The 19190-nt window shown below is 66.6% G+C and carries 5 protein-coding genes; all 5 read right to left on the reverse strand.

Annotated features, from left to right (window positions below):
- Window positions 1-17 precede the first annotated feature (17 nt).
- Window positions 18-1202 (reverse strand): HlyD family type I secretion periplasmic adaptor subunit, encoded by a 1185-nt coding sequence (locus IDM28_RS03495; protein WP_101316624.1) that lies wholly within the window; start codon window positions 1200-1202, stop codon window positions 18-20.
- Complete coding sequence (locus IDM28_RS03500) at window positions 1199-3391, reverse strand: type I secretion system permease/ATPase (RefSeq protein WP_188035374.1); 2193 nt, start codon at window positions 3389-3391, stop codon at window positions 1199-1201. Before IDM28_RS03500 ends, IDM28_RS03495 begins: the two co-directional genes overlap by 4 nt.
- Window positions 3388-4821, reverse strand: coding sequence for a TolC family outer membrane protein (locus tag IDM28_RS03505; RefSeq protein ID WP_188035375.1), 1434 nt, complete (start codon window positions 4819-4821; stop codon window positions 3388-3390). Before IDM28_RS03505 ends, IDM28_RS03500 begins: the two co-directional genes overlap by 4 nt.
- Before the next feature lie 58 nt (window positions 4822-4879).
- Window positions 4880-17401: a BapA/Bap/LapF family large adhesin gene (locus IDM28_RS03510; RefSeq protein WP_188035376.1), complete on the reverse strand. Its 12522-nt coding sequence runs from the start codon at window positions 17399-17401 to the stop codon at window positions 4880-4882.
- Between the two features lie 168 nt (window positions 17402-17569).
- Complete coding sequence (norR, locus tag IDM28_RS03515; protein ID WP_188035377.1) at window positions 17570-19120, reverse strand: nitric oxide reductase transcriptional regulator NorR; 1551 nt, start codon at window positions 19118-19120, stop codon at window positions 17570-17572.
- Between the last annotated feature and the right edge of the window lie 70 nt (window positions 19121-19190).

The following is a 19190-nucleotide window of genomic DNA, read 5'->3' on the forward strand; positions in this document are numbered from 1 at the left end:
GTCTTGGGGCAACCGGTTCAACGTTCGCGCAGGGCCTCCTTGGCTCGATTGAGTGGCTTGATCAGGTAATCGAGGATGGTTTTTTCGCCGCTGCGGATGTCCACCGTAGCGATCATGCCCGGGACAATGGCGAAATGTTTGCCGGCCTTGTTCTGCAGGCTGTCCTGTTCGGTGCGGATGAACACCCGGTAGTAATAGATCTCGGGTTTGAATTCGTCCTGCAGGGTATCTGGCGAGATACCCACCACCTTGCCTTCGAGGCCGCCATAGATTGAGTAGTCGTAGGCGCTGATCTTGACCTTGGCCGCCTGATCGGGGTGGATGAAGGCGATATCGCGCGGGGCAATGCGTGTTTCGATCAGCAGGCGCTCGTCCATCGGTACGATTTTCATCACCTGGCCGCCTGGCTGGACCACCCCGCCAAGGGTATTCACTTCGATATCCTTGACGATGCCGCGTACCGGCGAGCGCAGGGTCAGGCGGGACAGCGAGTCGTTGCGGCCGCGGATCACCTGCTCGAGGCTGTCGGCTTCGGCGCTGGCCCTGGCCAGGTCTTCGCGGGCGCGCACCAGGTAGTCCGAGCGCGCTTCGTTGGCCTTGAGTTCGAGCTCCGAGCGCTGGCGGTTGAGGCGGATCACTTCGACCCGGCTGGAGGCGCCCATCTTGGCCAGGTTTTCGGTGATTTTTAGTTCGCTGCGCACCAGCCGCAGCGAGTCCTCGATGCCGGCCAGGGTCTGCTCGAGGCCGCGGCGGCGGGTCTGGTACAGCGCGGTTTCGGTCTCGATCAGCTCCGGCGACTTGCTCAGGCTGGGCGGGAAGTTCAGCGGCTTGCCGGTGACCTCGGCGCGCAGCCGGGCGACGCTGGCCAGCGCTGCCCAGTACTTGGCCTCGCTCTCGCCGACGCTGGATGAGGTCTTGGTTGGATCGAGCTGGGCCAGCACCTGGTCGCGCTCGACCAGATCGCCTTCGGCGACGTTCATCTGCGCGACGATGCCGCCTTCAAACGACTGGATCACCTGCTCGCGCGAACTGGGGATGACCTTGCCGGTGCCGGTCGACACCTCGACCACCTCGAACCACGCTGCCCAGGCCAGAAACGCCGCCAGCATCAAGGCGCAGACCATGATGATGCGCCCGGCGCGCAGCACGGCGTGGTCGTCTTCTCCATCCAGGTATGATGCCGGAAGTTCGTGGCTGCTCATGCTTTGCCTCCCTGGCTTGGCTGACCGCCCTGACTCAAACGTGACAGGGCAGCGTCACGTTTGTCGTCGATGATGATCCGCCCGCCATCGAGCACCAGCACCCGATCGACCCGTTGCAGGACGCTCATGCGGTGGGTGGCGATGATCAGCGTGCGGCCCTGGCAGAAGCGCTCGAGGTTATCCAGCAGGCGCCGTTCGCTGATGTCATCCAGCGATGCGGTCGGCTCATCGAGCAGCAGCACCTGTGGCTGGCGCACCAGCAGCCGCGCCAGGACCAGGGCCTGGCGTTGCCCGCCGGACAAGCCTGCGCCGCCTTCGAGCACCAGGTGGTCCATGCCCTTGGGCAATTGCCGGACGAATTCCAGCGCGCCACTGGCAGCCAGGGCGGCGAGCAGTTCCTGGTCGCTGGCCTGGCCGGCGCCGAGGGTGAGGTTTTCCCGCAGGGTGCCGTGGAACAGCCGCGAGTACTGCGCCAGCAGGCCGACGTCGCGGCGCAGGTCGGCCGGGTCGAGGTGGGCCATGGCGATGCCATCGAGCGTGACCTCGCCCTCGACCAGATCCATCGCCCCGCCCAGGGCCTGCAGCAGGGTCGACTTGCCAGCGCCATTGCGGCCCAGAATCGCGATGCGTTCGCCAGGCTGAATGTTCAGTTGGTTGATGTTCAGGGCCGGCGGTGCTTCAGGGCTGTAGCGGAAAGTGGCTTGGCGCAGCTGATATTCGCCACGAATTGCCGGCAGATGCACGCGTGCTTCGCTTTCGGGGTGATCGACTGGTGACTGCATCAATTTGTCCAGCCCTTGCAGGGCGACCTTGGCCTGTTGCCAGCGGGTCAGCACGTGGGTCAGTTGGGCCATGGGCGCCATCATCCGCGACGACAGCATGGATGCCGCGACCAGGCTGCCGGTGGTCAGGTCACCCGCAATCACCATCGGCGCGCCGACCACGATGACCACGGCAAACACCGCGCCCTGGACGTTCTGGGTCCAGGTCACCAGGCCATTGGTCAGCGTGCGCAGGCGCAGGTTGCTGTGGGCGCAGGCGGCGTTGTACTGGTTCCATTGGCGCTCGAAGCGGGCCTCGGCCTGCAGCGCCTTGATCTCGTCCATGCCCTGGATGCTCTCGACCAGCATGGCGTTGCGCAGCGCCGACTCGCGCATCGACGCATTCGCCAGACGTGCCAGCCGCCGTTGCGCGAGCAGGCCGGGCAGGAGCATGGCCACCAGCGCTGCCAACGGGATCACCACCAGCACGCCGCCGATCAGCCAGAACACCAGCAGGAACAACAGGAAGAACGGCAAATCGGCCAGCGCCGTGGCAGTGCTCGAGGTGATCAGGTCGCGGATCTGTTCCAGTTCGCGCAACTGTGAGATGAACGAGCCGGTAGATTTTGGCCGCACCGAGTTGCGCAGGCGCAGGGCATGGCCGAAGACCAGGTCGGAGATGCGCAGGTCGGCGCGCTTGCCGAGCAGGTCGGTGACCTTCAGGCGCAGCAGGCGCATGCTGAAGTCGAACACCAGCGCCAGCACTACGCCGCCGAACAACACGTACAGGGTCGGCAGCGATTCGGCCGGGATCACCCGGTCGTATACCTGCATCGAGAACAGCACCCCGGCCAATGCCAGCACGTTGGCCACCAGTGAGGCGAGCATGACCTGGCCATACGGGCGCAGGTCGCGCAGGACGATGCGGGCGAACCAGTGGCGGTCATACGGCGCGGTGTAGTCGTCGGTGCGCACATCGCGCAACGGCCGCGCCGGACGCAGCAGGGCTACCCGCACGATGCGGCCGGTCAGCGCCTCACGGGGCAGCCGTGAGGTCAGCCCCTGATCACCGGCGAACACCACTGCCAGATCGTTTTCTTCGGTAACCGCCTCGACCGTGGCCAACTGGCCGTCGTCGAGTTCCAGCACCATCGGGGTGCGCCACTGGCGCAGGCCTTTGGCATCGAAGCGCACGAAACGCAGGGTCAGCCCGGCCTGCCGCGCCATGTGCCGCAGGATCTCGTCCAGCGGCCGCGCATCCTCAATGGCGGCCAAGCGGATGCGCTGCGGCGAGACGTCCAGGCGGTAGTGGTGGGCGACCTGCAGCATCACCTCCAGCCACGGTCCGAGGTCAGCCCGGGGCGGTGCGTCCGGCGCAGCCGCGGCCTGTTGCGTCTGCTGCAGATCAAGGTTGACGGTGTCGCTCATGGTTGAATCTCCACGCCTTGCAGGCTGCGGCCTTCAAGAGCGAAGGCCGAGCGCAGCGCACTGCTGTTGTAGAGGCAGTCGATATCCAGTCGGAGCAGGTCCGAGCGAGTGCCGGCCAGTTCGAAGCGTGACTGGTAGATCTCCTGCTCGGCGTTGAGCAGGTCGAGCAGCGGTCGCGTGCCGAGGTCCAGGTACTGCCGGCCATAGAGCATGCGCGCCTCCTGGATGCTGACCTGGCGCGCTTCCAGCGAGCGCAGCCGCCGCGCCAGGCCGGCGGTCTGCGCCTGCGCCTCAGCCAGGCCGCGGCGGGCCTGCAGGCGAGCGGCGTCTTCAGCAGCGTCGGCCGAGGTCAGCGCATATCCCGCGGCGCGGCTGCGGGCACTGACGGCGCCGCCTTGATAAATCGGCACTTCGAGGTTGAGGTAAATGCCGGCCTGGGTGCGGTCGAGGCGCGAATTGTCGCGGTCGTATTCGTTGTCCAGGTAGTGATTGACCTGCGGCTGCAACGACAGGGTCGGGTAGGCTTCAGCCTTGGCCTGGGCCAACTCGGCCTGAGACTGCGCACGCAATGCCAAGGCCATCAGCACCGCTGGCAAACGCTCGTCGCCGCCTTGGGTGCGGCTGCAGGCACCCTCCAGTTGGCGCGGTGACTCCTCGGCCAGCGCCGGTGGCGAGATGCGCCCGAGCAGCGCCGCCAGGGTCGAGCGCCAGCGTTGGTGCTGCGCTTGATATTCAGCGAAGGTGGCTCGCGCGCTTTCGACCCGTGACTCGGCCTGCACCGTGTCGGAACGGGCGCTGGCGCCCATGTCGCTGCGTTGCCGGGCGAGCTCGACGATGTCGCCGACGCCGCGGATCTGCTCGCGGGCGATCACTGTCAGTTGCTCGTAGCGGCGGGTTTCGATCCAGGCATAGGCGGTGTCGCGGGCAAGGTCATCGAGCACCAGCAGGATGTTGGCCTGGGCCCGGGCGGCAGCGGCGCGGGCGGCGCTGACGGCGTTGTCGACCTTGCCGAAGTCATACAGCATCTGCTTGAGCGACAGGTTTAGTGCCTGGCTGCTGCGGTCGGCGCCGTTGCCGGTGTCGTAGCCGCCGCGCAGGCCGCCGGAAATCTGCGGGTAATAACCAGCGCGGGCGACGTTGATGCCTTCGCCCTGTTTGTACAGGTTGCCTACCGCCTCGGCGATGCTGGGGTGCCATTGCGCGGCCATCAGCACCGCCTCGTCGATGCCGAGGCGGTCGCCAGCTATGGCCGACTGGCCGACCGGCGCGCGCGCCGGTACGGCATCCGGAGCATCGCGCAACAACGACGGGCCGATCTGGCGCAGTTGCGGGTCTATGTCATCGGCCGCCATGGCGACCGGGTAGAGGTTGCACGCGAGGAGCCCGAGGGCTCCCAGTAACAGCGGTGACAGCTGACAGCCTCGCTTCACAGGTTTCCCTTACTGCTGGTCGTCCTTGCCGCCGGTTGCCCGGCGGGATTCATCAGCTTCAAACAACGTGGATGCCGTTCTGTACCCACAAGTGGTGGCTTGGATCCTCCTGAGCGGTGTACTGGGTATAGTCGATACCGTCGGCATTCTGCTGGCCGGTCAGGGTCCAGTTGTCGCTGAGCTGCACGGTATCGTTGCTGTCACCCTTGATCAGCAGGGTGTCGTTGGCGCTTTCGGTCACCGCCACCACGTCGGCCAGGCTCAGGCTCAAGGTCACCGAACTGCTGTCGTTGAGGTCGATCACCTCGATGTCGTGCAGGCGCCCAACCAGGCTGCCGAGGTCGATACTGGCATCGCCGCCGGCCCACAACAGGGTGTCGGTACCGCTGCCGCCGTCGACGTTGGTGAACTGCTGATCGACGATCACCAGTGTGTCGTCACCGGCGCCGCCGGTCAGGCTGATTGCCCCACCCTGACTGCCGTCGAGGTGGTCGTTGCCATCGCCGCCGTGCAGCCCTTCGACCGCAGTGGCGGCGGCCACACTGAACAGCGCGCCGGCGTCATCGTCGCCGCCGGCCAGCAGCGCCGAGGTAGCGGTGAAGGCTGCTGCGTTGTTCAGGCCAATGGTCAGGGTGGCGGTGTCGGTGGTGCCGTTGGGGTGGGTCAGTTCGTAGGTGAAGGTGTCCTGCTGGCCAATCACGGCAGCGCTCAGGCCGGGCTTGAGGGTATAGCTGTAGCTGCCATCTGCCTGCACCAGCAGCGTGCCGTAGGTGCCGGTGACACTGATGCCGTTGTAGCCGGGGATGGCATAGGTGTTGGCCGCCACCAGCACGCTGAGCACGGTCAGGCTGGAGCCGAGGGTATCGCTGCCGGTACCGGTGGTGTCGTTGAGCAGGTTGCCGCTGACCGGGGTGTAGCCACTGACTACGAATTCCTTGGTGTAGGTCGTGGTGGTGTTGATAGTGGTGGCAATCGAAGCGGCCAGGCCAATGCCGCCGGCGCTGACGCGAATTTGATACGAACCTGGCCCCTTGTCCTGGAAGGTGTACGCCGCGCCGCCGCCGAGCAGGCTGACCAGTGAGCCGCCAGTAACGGTTTGCTCAACTACATACAGACCTGTTGCCGGATTGAGCTTGAGCAGCTCGATCTTGGTGCCGTTGAGCAGCCCGAGCAGATTGCTCGAGTTGAGCACTACCTGCAGATCGGCAGTGGTGTCGACCGCAACCGTATTGGTTGCCGACGTTACCGAGCGGTTGCCAATCAGCGGCAAGCTCAGGTTGGCCAGGTTGGCGCTGCCGCTGGTTTCACGGTTGACCAGGCTGATACCGGTGCTGTCGAGGTCGTTGACCGCGTCGACCACGGTGGCTGGCGCGCTGTAGTTGTTGTCGTTCCAGATCTCGGTGGCTTGTGGGCTGTCGATGCGCACGTAGAGATTGGCGGTGTCTTTGAGGCCGTTGGCATGCAGCAGCTGATAGCTGAACACATCGACCTTGCCCACACTCGACGGGCTGCCGTTGGGGGTATAGCTGTAGCTGCCATCGGCGCGGATCAGCAAGGTGCCGTACAGACCCTGCACTTCGGTGGCGGCGCCGGCGGAGACGTAGCTGCCGTTTTTCAGTACCTGCACCACCGCGCCGTTGTCCGGGCCGGTCTGGTCGACGCTGCCGTCGGTGCCAGGGTCGCTGAGGACGTTGCCGGTGGTCGGCGTGCCGGTGCCGGTGAACTGGGTCAGGCTGGTGGACTGCACGTCCAGACTGGTGGTGACTGTGGTCAGCAGACCGATACCGGTACTGTTGACCGTTAGCCGGTAGTCACCCGCCAGCAGTTCGCCGATATTGACCTGCAGACCCTGGCCCAGCGGCAGCAGGATCAGGTCGAGCAGCCCCTGGCTGCTGCCGGTGGCGAGGGTGACCCAGCCGCCAGCAGCATTCTTGACCTGCAGGGTGTAGGTCGCGCCGTCGAGCAAGGCCAAGGCGCTGCTGGTGCTGAGGGTCAGGGTCGGGTCGGCAGTAGTGCCGGCGGCGACCGTCCAGGTGAAGGTTTTCGAGAAACCGGACAACAGCGTGCTGAAGCTGTCGGTGAAGGTCTTGGTGGTGATGACCGGGGCCAGGTTCACCGTGGCTACCGCCAGATTGTCGCTGGCCGAGACTGGCGCGTTGGCGTCGACGTCCGGCGCGATCAGCGCAACCCCGGCGGAGACATTGTTGCGCGGGTCGGTAAGGGTGATCGAAAGGGCTTGGCCGTTATCCTGGGCAGGGCTCAGGGTGACCGTGAAGGTGCCGTCCGGATTGACCGTGGCAGGCTGCGAAACGACCCCGCTGGGACCGCGCACCGTCACCGTCGCGCCAGGCTCGCCGCGCCCGGTGATGACGCTGCCGTCGGCATTGATCACCAGATTGCTGGCGATGGCGGGTGGGGTGATGTCCGGGGCAGTCAGGGCCACCCCGGAGGTATTGCCCGCGGCATCGCTCTGGTTGACCGTCAAGGCCTGGTTGTCGACCTGCGCCGCCAGCAAGCTGACCACGAACAGGCCGTTGGCGCCGACGATGGCGCTGCCCAGCACTACGCCGCCGGCGCCGAGCACGGTGATCTTGTTGCCGGCGATGCCGGCGCCGCTGACCAAGGTGCCAGCAGCATTGATGGTGGAGGTGGGGGCGGGCGGTGGCGTAGTGTCCGGCGCGCCGATGGTGGTGGTGCCGGAGATATTGCCAGCGGCGTCGGCCTGGCGCACGGTCAGCACCTGGCCGTCGTTCTGGGTAGCGGTGAGGTTGACGGTAAATTGCCCGTTGGGGCCGACCACGGCGGTGCCCAGCGGTGTGCCTGTAGCCGAGAACACGCTAACGGTGGCACCGATTTCGCCCGTGCCACTGAGCTGGGTGCCCAAGCCATTGACCAGCAAGTTGCCTGGCGGGTTGGGCGCCTGCACGTCAGGGGCGATGAAGCCCACATTGTCGGACAGATTGAGGGCAGCGTCGCGCTGGCTGACCTCAAGGATCTGACCGTTGAGCTGTGGCGCATTGAGATTGATGCTGAAGGCGCCGCCAGCGTTGACCTGGCCACTGCCGAGCAGATTGCCCTGGGTATCCCGTACGAACACGGTGGCTCCCGCCTCACCGGTGCCGGTCAGGACCAGACCGTTGCTGGACAGTGCGCTGACTACCGGTATCGCAGGTGGAGTGGTATCACCGGCCTGGACAATGACCGGGGCCGATTCGCCGGCGTCGGCTGCGTCGGCGGTTACCGAGAGCACCTCGCCGTTGCGTTGCGGTGGGTTCAGCGTAACGCTGAAACTACCGTTGGCTTGAACGACCAAGGCCTCGCCGATGACCTGACCGGCCGCGTTGTAGACGGTGATGCTGGCGCCGAGGATCGAGGTACCTGTCAGGGTTTCGCCATTGGCAATCAGCGCGACATTGAGCGGCGCGGCGGTCAGCGGTACCAGCGGCGGGGTGTAGTCGGCCGGCAGCGAAGGGTTCTGCGCGGCATCGGTCTGCACCACGCTGAGTTCTATACCTGGCAGGGCCAGGGTATCGAGCTCGATCTGGAACGTGCCGTTGGCGAGTACGGTGCCCTCGCCGATCTGCACGCCGTTCTGGCTGACGATCACACTGGCGCCGGCTTCGCCGCGGCCGCTGAGTACGCTGTAGGTCGCATCGATCACCAGGTTGCTGACCGGTGCCGGTGGGCTGGTGTCTTCAGCCGTGACAGTCACCGCCAGCGCGGCGTTGCCGGCAGCGTCAGTAGCAACCACGTCGAGTATCTCGCCGTTGTTTTGTGGCGGGTCGAGGGGCACGCTGAAGTTACCGCCTGGGGGGACCTGGATGGAACCGACCACGGTGTTGTCCGGGGCACGTACGGTGATGAAGCTGCCGGGCTCGCCAGTGCCGATGAGCAGTGTGCCCTCAGAGTTCACGGAGAGGCCAGTGGGTTGCGCTGGCGGGGTCAGGTCAGGTGCCGTGACGGCAAAGGCCGGCGACGGATTGCCGGTAGCATCCTGGGCAACGATGCTCAGCACCTGGCCGTCAAGTTGCGCCGGTGACAGGTTGAGGACGAAGGTGCCATCGGCGGCGATGCTGCCCTGACCGACCAGGTCGCCCTTGTCGTTGAGTACGGTCAGCCGTGCGCCGGCTTCACCGGAGCCTTTGAGCTGGGTGCCGCTGGCGTTGATGGTGGCGTCGACGGCAGGAGGTGGAGTGGTATCCGGCGCGGTCGCCGGGGTGCTTGGCGACAGGTTGCCTTTGGCATCCTCAAGGGTCACCTGCAGTTGCTGGCCGTTGTTCTGCGGCGGGTTCAATGCCACCACGAACCTGCCATCGGCGCCAACCTGCACGGTGCCGATCTGGCTGCTGCCAAGGTAGACCCTGGCGGTACTGCCTGGCTCGCCGACGCCGCTGAGTTGGCTGCCATCGGCATTCAGTTGCAGTTGCGCAGGTGCCTCAGGTGGGGTCAGGTCAGGTGCCTCGACGTTGACCGGCTGGCTGATGTTGCCGGGCGGGTCGGCCTGTTGCACCGCGAGCACTTGCTGGTTGATCTGCGCGGGCGTGAGCATGACCTCGAAGCTGCCGTCGGCAAGCACTTTGGTAGTGCCCAGCAACGTGCCGTTGGCATCGGTCACGGTGACGGTTGCGCCGGCTTCACCGCGGCCGGCGATCATGCTGCCGTCGGTACTGATAGTCACCGCAGTGAGCTGCGTCGGCGGGGTGAAGTCAGGCGTATCGAGAGTTGCTGGCGCAGAGACGTTGCCGGCCAGGTCGGTCTGGGTCAGGCTGAGCCGTTCGGCATTGCCCAGTGCAGGGTTGAGGGTGAGGGTAAAGAAGCCGTTGGCATCGACCAGTGCTTCGCCCAGCGGCGCGCCATCCGGGCCGCTGACCTTGACCGTGGCCCCGGCCTCGCCGCGACCAGTCAGGGTCGCGCCGTCGCTGGCAATCGCGAGCGACGTCAGCGCATCCGGTGCGGTGATATCGGCCGCGGTGGTGCTGGCCGCCGGCGATTGGTTGCCGGCGTTGTCAGTGAGCACGACCTGCAGGCTTTGGCCGTTGGCCTGGATCGGATTGAGCGAGACCTGGAAGCTGCCGTCATCACGCACGATGCCGCTGCCGATGACGCTGCCGTCAGCGGCCAGCACAGTGACTTTGCTGCCAGCTTCGCCGGTGCCGTCGAGCAGGGTGCCGCCGCCGGTGACGGTGAGGTTGCCCGGTGCGTTCGGGGCGAGCAGATCGGGTGCGGTCAGGCTGACGCTGTTGGATTCGTTGCCGGCGGCATCGGTCTGGCTGGCGTTGAGCGCCTCGCCATTGCGCTGCGGAGCAGTCAGTTGCAGGCTGAACCGGCCGTCGGCGCCGACCACCCCTTCGCCCAGATCGACGCCTCCAGGGCCGCTGATGCTGACCCGGGCGCCGGGCTCGCCACGGCCGGTCAAGGTCAGCCCATCACTGGCCAGTTGCAGTTCGCTGAGCGGCTGCGGCGCAGTGGTATCCGGCGCCTGCAGGGTGGCCGGCAGCGAAGCGCTGCCGTCGGTGCCGACTGCGCCGACCTGCAGGGTTTCACCGTTGGCCTGGACGCTGTTGAGCGCCACCGTGAAGGTGCCGCCTGCCGCTACCACCGCAGTGCCAAGCACTACGCCGCCGGGGCCGTACACCGTGACCGTGCTGCCGGCAGTGCCGCTGCCGGTCACGCTGAGGCCATCTGCGGCCAGCAGCAGATTACCAGGGATATCCGGCGCCAGGCTGCCTGGGGCAGTGACGGTTTCGGCGGGCGAGGCGTTGCCGCTGGCGTCGCTCTGGACCACGCTGAGATTGCTGCCGACGATTGCCGCCGGGCTCAGATTGACCGTGAAACGGCCGTCCGCAGCCACTGTACCGGTCCCCAGCAAGGTGCCATCGGCTGCCCGCACTGCCACCGTTGCGCCAGCTTCGCCGGTGCCGGCGAGGCTGGCGCCATTGGCGGCCACGGCGAGGTTGGCGACGGCGGCGGGCGGGGTAGTGTCAGGTGCGGTGAAGTTACCGGGTTGGGACACGTTGCCGGCGGCGTCGGTGGCGGTCACTTGCAGGGTTTGACCGTTGGCCTGGACGCTGTTGAGGGTGACCTGGAAGGTGCCATTGCTGGCAGCGACCACGCTACCGAGAACATTGCCGGCACTGTCGCGGACTGTGACCGTACTGCCCGCCTCGGCGGTGCCGCTCAGTTGCACGCCGTTACTGGCCAACAGCAGATTGGCAGGCTCTGCGGGAGGGGTCAGGTCCGGAGCTGTCACGGCCACAGGCGCTGAGGTGTTGTTGCTGGCGTCGCTCTGGGTCACGCTCAGGCGCTGGGCGTTTAGTTGTGCGTTATCCAGGGTCAGGGTAAAGCTGCCGTTGGCGGCGACGTTGCCGCTGCCGATGATGGTGCCGTCCGGGCCGCGCACCGTGACGCTGGCGCCGGGCTCGCCCAGGCCGGTCAAGGTCAGGCCATTGTTGTTGAGCACCAGGTTGGTCAGCGGTGCCGGTGGGGTCAGGTCAGGCGTGTTGACCGAGGTCGCGGGTGAGGTATTGCCCGCGGCGTCCTGCTGGGTCACGCCGATCGGCTGGCCGCTGGCCTGTGGGCTGCTGAAGAGCACGCTGAAGCGTCCATCGGCACCTACTGTGGCGGTACCGAGCAAGGCCCCGGCGCTGTTGCGCACCTCGACACTGGCACCGGCTTCGCCCAGACCGGAAAGCTGACGGCCGTCGGCGCTGAGCACGGTTTGGGTAACCGCCGCAGGTGGCGTGCGATCCGGTGTGGCCAGGCTGGCGGGGGCAGAAATATTGCCAGCCGCATCGCTCAGGGTGACCTGCAGGGGGGCGCCGCTGGTTTGCGCTGCCGGCAGAGTGATCTGGAACTGGCCAGCCGGGTTGACGGTACCGGTAGCCAGCACCGCGCCACTGGCGTCGCGCACGGTGACGATGGCCCCGACTTCGCCCTGGCCGCTGACCACGGTAGCTGCGCTATTGAGGCTGACGCCGCTGGCCGCCAAGGGCGCTTGCAGGTCTGGCGCAGTGGTCGTCGCTGCCAGCGAAACGTTGTTGCTGGCGTCGCTCTGGGTGACGGTCAACAACTGCGCATTGGCTTGTGGCGGAGTGAGGCTGATGCTGAACAGGCCGGTACTGCCGACCGTCGCCGAACCGAGCAGGGTGCCATTGGCATCCACTACCGAAACGGTCGCGCCGACCTCGCCGCGACCCGTCAGCAGGCTGCCGCTGCGGTCAATCGCCAGTTGTGTTGGCGCATCAGGCGCCGTGGTGTCCTCAGCCGTGACGATAGCCGGTACCGAAGGTTTGCCTGCGCCAAAGCGCGCGTTGACCTGCAGGGTCTGGGCGTTGAGTTGAGCGTTGCTGAAGAACACCCGGAAGATACCATCGCTGCCCACCGTCGCAGTGCCCAGGGTGGCGCCGGCGGAGGTCACAGTGATCAGTGCACCGACTGTGCCCATGCCGGTCAGGACGAAGCCGTCGGCGCTGAGGTCGAGGTCGGTCGGTGTTGCGACTTCGCTGCCATCCGGGCCGGCCAGCGGTGTGCTGGCTTCGCCGCCCGGGTCCTTGACCACAACAGTGGCGCTGTCGCCGCTGGCCAGCGGCGGGTTGATCGGCACCACGAAGCTGCCGTCCGGACCTGCCACCACGCTACCTATGTCATTGCCGTCGGCGTCACGCACGATCACCGTGCTGCCGGGCTCGGCGTTGCCGCCGACGCTGGTGCCATCAGGGCTGACGCTGATATCGGTCGCTTCTGCGGGTACGGTGGTGTCAGGGGCGGTGATCGGCAGCACCGGGCTGGTGTTGGTGGCCGCATCGACAGCCTCCAGCAGCAGCGGTTGACCGTTGTTCTGGCTGCCTGGCAGTTGCACGCTGAAGCTACCGTCTGCCTCGACATCCCCTCTGATCAACTCGATGCCGTTGGCATCGCGAATGATCACCTCGGTGGCACCGGGAGCAGAGCCGGTGACCGTGCCGTCATTGGCCACGCTGACGCCGTTGGGCAGGGCTGGCGGGGTCAGGTCGGGCGCGGTGACTGGCACCACATCGGATTCATTGCGGCCATCGGTGGCGACCACGCTCAAGCCCTGGCCGTCTTTCTGCGCTGGGTCGAGAATGACGCTGAAATCGCCGCTTGGCGGCACGGTGGTGCTGCCGAGCACAGTGCCGGCAGCGTCACGCACTTCGACCGTGCTGCCCGCTTCGCCCCTGCCGCTGACCTGGGTGCCATCGGCGTTGACCTGCACGCCGGTTGGCAGGATCGGGGCAGTAGCGTCGATGGCGTTGATCGGCACGCTCGGGGAGGTCTGCCCTTGCAGGTCGGTGACGGTGACCGACAGCGGCTGGCCCGCGACGGGCACCGGGTTGAGGGGGACGCTGAAGCTGCCGTTGGCAGGCACCAGTACGCTGCCGATGACTACCCCGTTCGGGTCGCGCACTTCTACCGTTGTGCCCGGTTCCGCCTGACCGCTGATCAGGTTGCCGCCCGCATTGAGTTGCACCCCTTGAGCAGCTTCAGGGGCTTGCAGGTCTGGCGCGGTCAGGGTGTCCGGCTCGGAGATGTTGCCAGCCTGGTCCTTTTGCGTGGCGGTCAGGGTCTGGCCGTTGAGCTGGACGGGGTTGAGGGCGACCTGGAAGCTGCCATCGCCCTGCACGGTTGCGCTGCCAAGGATGACGCCGCCAGTGCCGGTCACGGTGACGACGCTGCCTGGCTCACCGCGTCCACTGAGCACACTGCCGTCCGCCGCCAATACCAGGCCGGTGGGCGCATCGGGGGCCTGGCCGTCAGGGGCGGTGACGGGCACTGTGGTGGAGATATTGCCCGCCGGATCGCGCTGCTCGACGGTCAGTGCCTGGCCGTTGTTCTGGGCTGGGCTGAGGGGAATCGTGAAGCCGCCGTTGGCTTGCACTACCGCGCTGCCGAGCACTGTACCGTCAGCGGCGCGTACGGTTACGGTAGCGCCGGGTTCGCCAAGGCCTGTGATCTGGCTACCGGTGCCATTGATCGCCTCATTGCTGATCGGCTCCGGTGCCTGAGTGTCGGGCGCAGTGAAGTCGACCGGACCGGCACTGTTGCCGCGGCTGTCGGTGGCTTCGACGGTCAGTTTCTCGCCGTTGCGCTGGGGCTGGTTGAGGGTCACGCTGAAGTTGCCGTCGGCGCCTACCGTGCTACTGCCCAGCACGGTACCGTCGGCAGCCCGCACGGTGACCAGCGAGCCGGCCTGACCGACACCGGTCAGTTGGGTGCCGGCGATATCCAGTGCCATCTGCGCCGGTTGCAACGGGCCGTCGAGGTCCGGCGCCGTTGCGCTGGCGCTGGACTCGTTGCCCGCCGCATCGCGCAGCTCGACGTCGAGCACCTGGCCATCGGTCTGGGCGGGGATGAGGGTGACGGTGAATACGCCATTGGCGCCTACCAGCGCAGTGCCCAGCAGATTGCCCTGAGCGTTGCGCACTTCTACTGTGGCGCCGGCTTCGCCGCGGCCGGTCAGGGTCACGCCGTTGGCGCTGATCTGCAGGTCGCTGGCTTCGCCTGGGGGGGTGATATCCGGGGCAGTGATCTGCGCTGGCAGCGAACTGCTGGCGCCATCCACCGCAACCACGTCGAGCAATTCGCCGTTGGCTTGCGCCGGGTTCAGCGGCAGGGTGAAGGTACCGCCGGCGCCAACCACCGTGCTGGCCAGGACATTGCCTTGGGCATCACGAACGTCGATCCGCGTACCCGGGGTAGCACTGCCGCTGATCGAGCTGCCGTCCGCGGCCAGGTTGAGATTGCTCGGGGTCGCCGGGATGGGTGTAGTGGGTACGGTCAGGTCGAGTTCCGGCGAGGTGTTGCCGGCGGCATCCTTCTGCACCAGGCTGATCGCCTGGCCCGCAGCGGCGGGGGTATCCAGATCGAACAGGAAGGTGCCGTTGGCGCCGACTGTGCCAGTGCCGAGCAGGGCGCCATTGGCATCCCGCACCTCGACGATGGCACCTGCTTCACCACGACCGGCAATGGTCAGGCCGCCATTGCCCACGGTCACGCCGCTGATGATCGTTGGCGCAGTGATGTCCGGGGCGTCGTAGGCCAGCGGCGTCGATGCGTTGCCGGCCAGGTCGATGACGCGGATATCGAGCACTTCACCATTGGCCTGAGGTGGGTTGAGGGTCAGGGTGAAGGTGCCGTTGGCAGCTACGATGGCGCTGCCGAGCAAGTCGCCATTGGCGTCGCGCACCTCCACCCGGGCGCCTGGTTCGGCGCTGCCGCTGAGGGTCTCGCCAGCGCTGAGGCTGATGTTTGTAGGCTGGGCGGGGGCCTGCAGGTCAGGGCTGAGCAGCGTAGCTGGGGCCGAGGCATTGCCAGCGGCGTCGGTCAGGGTAACTTGCAGGCTTGAGCCATTGGTAACTGCAGCAGGCAGTTGCAGGTTGAAGCTGCCGTCGGCCAGGACGGTGCCGATCGCGAGCAGATTGCCTTGAGCGTCGAGCACCTTGACCGTGCTGCCAGGCTCGCCGCGACCCGAGACCGTACGCCCGTCTCCGCTGATGGCCAGCCCGCTGGCCGGGTTTGGTGCGGTGGTGTCGGGGCTGTCCAGATCAGGTGCGTTGACACTGCCGGGCGCAGACAGATTGCCTTTGGCATCTGTGGCGGTAACCTGCAGTGCTTCGCCATCGACCTGGGCCGGATTCAGGGCGATGGTGAACACGCCGGTTGGGCCGACCACAGCTGTGCCGAGTTCAACGCCATTGGCGCCCACCACTCGCACCGTGCTGCCAGGCTCGGCGCGGCCGCTGAGCTGGCTGCCATCAGCGCTGACCACAAGCTGGCTGGGGGCAGCGGGCGCGGTGATATCCGGTGCGCTGATCTGCACTGGCAGGGACACGCCGCCGTTGCCATCAAGGGCAACTACGTCGAGTAACTGACCGTTGGCCTGAGCAGGATTGAGCACCACGATAAAGGTGCCTTCGGCGCCGACCACGACGCTGCCGATCACGTTGCCATTGGCATCACGCACCTGAATGCGGCTGCCAGGCGGGGCGGTGCCGCTGAGCGAGCTGCCATTGGCGGCGATGCTCAGGTCACTCGGGCTGACTGGGGTAGTGGTAAGGGGCACATCGAACGGCAGCGGCGCTGACGCATTGCCGCTGGCGTCGGTCTGCACCACGTTCAGGCGCTCGCCTGGCTGCACGGCGCCGCTGAGCTCGATCAGGAAGGTCCCGTTGGCAGCTACCGTGCCACTGCCGAGCAGCAGGCCATTGCTGTCGCGCACTTCGACCGTGGCACCGGGCTCACCGCGGCCGCCCAATACTTGCCGATCCGGACCGACAACCAGGCCACTGACTGCGGCTGGGGCGGTGGTGTCGGGGGCATTGAACTGGAGTGGCGCCGAGGTGTTCTGGGCGGCGTCGACCAGGCGCACGTCCAGCGCTTCACCGTTGGCCTGGGGCGGATTCAACGTCAGGCTGAAGCTGCCGTCGGCAGCCACAACGCCGCTGCCGATCAGGGTGCCTGAGGCGTCGCGGACCTGCACCGTGGTGCCTGGCTCGCCTTTACCGGTCAGGGTGACACCGTTGCTCAGCTGCAGGTCGGTGGGCTGCGCAGGTGCAAGCAGGTCGCGCGACACCACGCTGCCGGCGGCGGAGACGTTGCCGGCCGCATCGGTGAGGGTGACCTGCAACGTGCTGCCGTCGAGCACGGCAGGGTCGAGGGTGATCTGGAAGGTGCCGTCGGCGCCGACGGTGCCGCTGCCCAGCAGGTTGCCGTCAGCATCGCGCACCTGCACGGTGGTGCCCACTTCGCCGCGACCGCTCAGTTGTTTGCCGGTGCCGGCGATGACCAGATCGGTTGGCGCATTCGGCGCAGTGGTGTCGACCGGCGGCGTATCGATGTCCGGGGCCGTGGTGTTGCCAGGCGCTGAGGTGTTGCCGGCAGCATCGGTAAGGGTCACCTCGAGCGCCTGGCCGTTGGTTTGTGGCGGGCTCAGGGTGACATCGAAACGGCCGTCGGCACCGACTGTGCCGGTGCCGATCAGGTTGCCCGCCGCGTCACGGATGTTGACCGTGGTGCCGGCTTCGCCCCGGCCGCTCAGGCGCAGGCCATCAGGCGAGACCAATAGATCGATCGGGCTGGCGGGTGCGGTGGTGTCGCCAGGGTTCGGTGAGCTGCCACCGCCACCGCCGCCACCACCACCGCCGATTGCCGCCGCAGCACCACCGGCGCCCAGCAAGCCCAGGGCCGCGATGGCAAAGGTGTTGGTCCCGCTGCCGGCAACGCCGACCCCGGCCATCAGCTCATCCAGCGAGGCGATGTCCTCGAAGGTGAAACCGGTAAAGGCCTCTGCGTTGTACTGGGCGTGCCAGAGCGTGCCGTCTTCGCCGACGAAGACCATGTCGCTCTGCTCGCCCGCCGCGTCGACTACAAAGAAGTTGCCGATGGTGACTTTTTCGCCCGACTTGAGCGTGACGATCAGGTCCTGGCCGCTGCGAGTGACGGTGGCCACTTCGCCGGGCGGCACTGGCATCTGCACCAGGCCCGGCCCTTTCAGGCTCAGATTGCCCCAGGCGTTCTGGGTAACGGCGGCGGTTTGCTTGTCGGCAACGACGATGTTGTCCATAGGTGCTCCCTGCTGATGGACCGGCGGTGAACATAGACCAGAGGGCCGGCGCAGACGTGCGCAGCAGCCGCCCAGAGCGGTCCTTGTTCACCGTTAGTAAGGGAGATATAGCAGCCGTGCGGGAGCCAACCAGAGGCTTTCTGGGTTAATCCTTTTGTACAGTCGCCCTCATTTGAGGCCTAGCCGACGACATAAACGGCTGAGGTTTGCCCGGTCCAGACCGAGCTCGCGAGCCGCGCTCGCCCAGTTGTTCTGGTGCTTTTGCAGGCAGGCCTCGATCAGCTGGCGTTGATAACTATCGACGGCCGTACGCAGGTCGCCGTTCGTCGTCTGAATCGCATCGGCGGGCAGCTGCAGCGCCGCGGCTGGCATGGGCGCTACGCTGCGCAGGTCGAGGTCAGCGGCCTGCAGGGTGAGAATGCGCGGGCGCTGTGCTTGCTGGCCAAGCGCCTTGAGCGCTGAACGGCCAATGAGGTGTTCCAGCTCGCGCACGTTCCCTGGCCAGTCGTACGCCAGCAAGGCGGCCTGGGCTTCGCTGCTCAGACGCAGGCTGTTCAAGCCCAGGCGCGAGCGGTTTTGTTCGAGGAAGTAACCGGCCAGCAGCAGCACGTCGCGGCCGCGCTCGCGCAGCGGCGGCACCTGCAAGGGGTACACACTCAAGCGATGATAGAAGTCGGCGCGGTAACGGCCGTTGCGCACTTCGTCGGCGAGGTCGCGGTTGGTCGCGGCGATCAGGCGCACGTCGACATGGTGCTCGCGGTCCGAGCCGAGCCGTTGCAATTGGCCGCTTTGCAGCACTCGCAGCAGCTTGGCCTGGACCGTCAGCGACAGCTCGCCGACCTCATCCAGGAACAAGGTACCGCCGTTGGCCAGTTCGAACTTGCCGCGACGCTCGCCATGGGCGCCGGTGAAGGCGCCGCGGACATGGCCGAACAGCTCGCTCTCGACCAGGGTGTCCGGCAGCGCTGCGCAGTTGAGGCTGATCAGCGGCTTGTTGGCGCGGCTGCTGGCCTGGTGCAGGGCCTGGGCGACCAGCTCCTTGCCGACGCCGGTTTCGCCGGTGATCAACACGGTCAGGTCGCTGCTGCCGACCAGGCGGATTTCCTCGAGCAGATGGGTGTGGGCCTTGCTCTGGCCGATCAGCTCCTTGTCCTGGCCACTGGCCTGGCGATAGACCTCGGCTCGCTGGTGCTCGTCCTCGGCGCGCAGGGCCAGGTGCTGGATCCGCTCGGCGACGGTGACCGTGGCGGCGGCGAGGCTGGCGAAGGCCTGCAAAGCTTCCAGTTCCAGGCTCTGAAACTGCCCCGGGGTCAGTGCATCGAGGGTCAGCAGACCCCACGGCTGCTCGTCGACCAGCAACGGGCAACCCATGCAGTCATGGACCTCCAGGTTGGCATCAGGGGCATTGACCAGACCGTCGTACGGGTCGGGCAGGTCGCTGTCACTGGCGAAGCGGGTCGGTTCGCTGTGGCTGAGCAGAATCTTGAAGCGCGGATGCTCGCTGACCCGAAAGCGCCGGCCAAGGGTATCCGGGGCAAGCCCGTCGACCGCCAGCGGCACCAGCCATTCGCCATCCAACCGGAGCAACGCAGCCGCGTCGCAAGGCAGCAGGCTGCGCATGGCTTGCAGCAAGCGCCGGTAGCGTTCCTGGTCGGGCAGATCGCGGGACAGGTCGCTGACCAGCGGAAGAAGGGCAGTGAGCAGTGGCTTTGTGGTCATAAAGACTCCTTTTGGTCTTTATGACTATAGTCCGGGATTGGTCATTTTGACACTGCTTGGTTGAATGTCC

The organism is Pseudomonas sp. EZ-C24 (assembly GCF_014525325.1).
Lineage (GTDB): Bacteria > Pseudomonadota > Gammaproteobacteria > Pseudomonadales > Pseudomonadaceae > Aquipseudomonas > Aquipseudomonas shirazensis.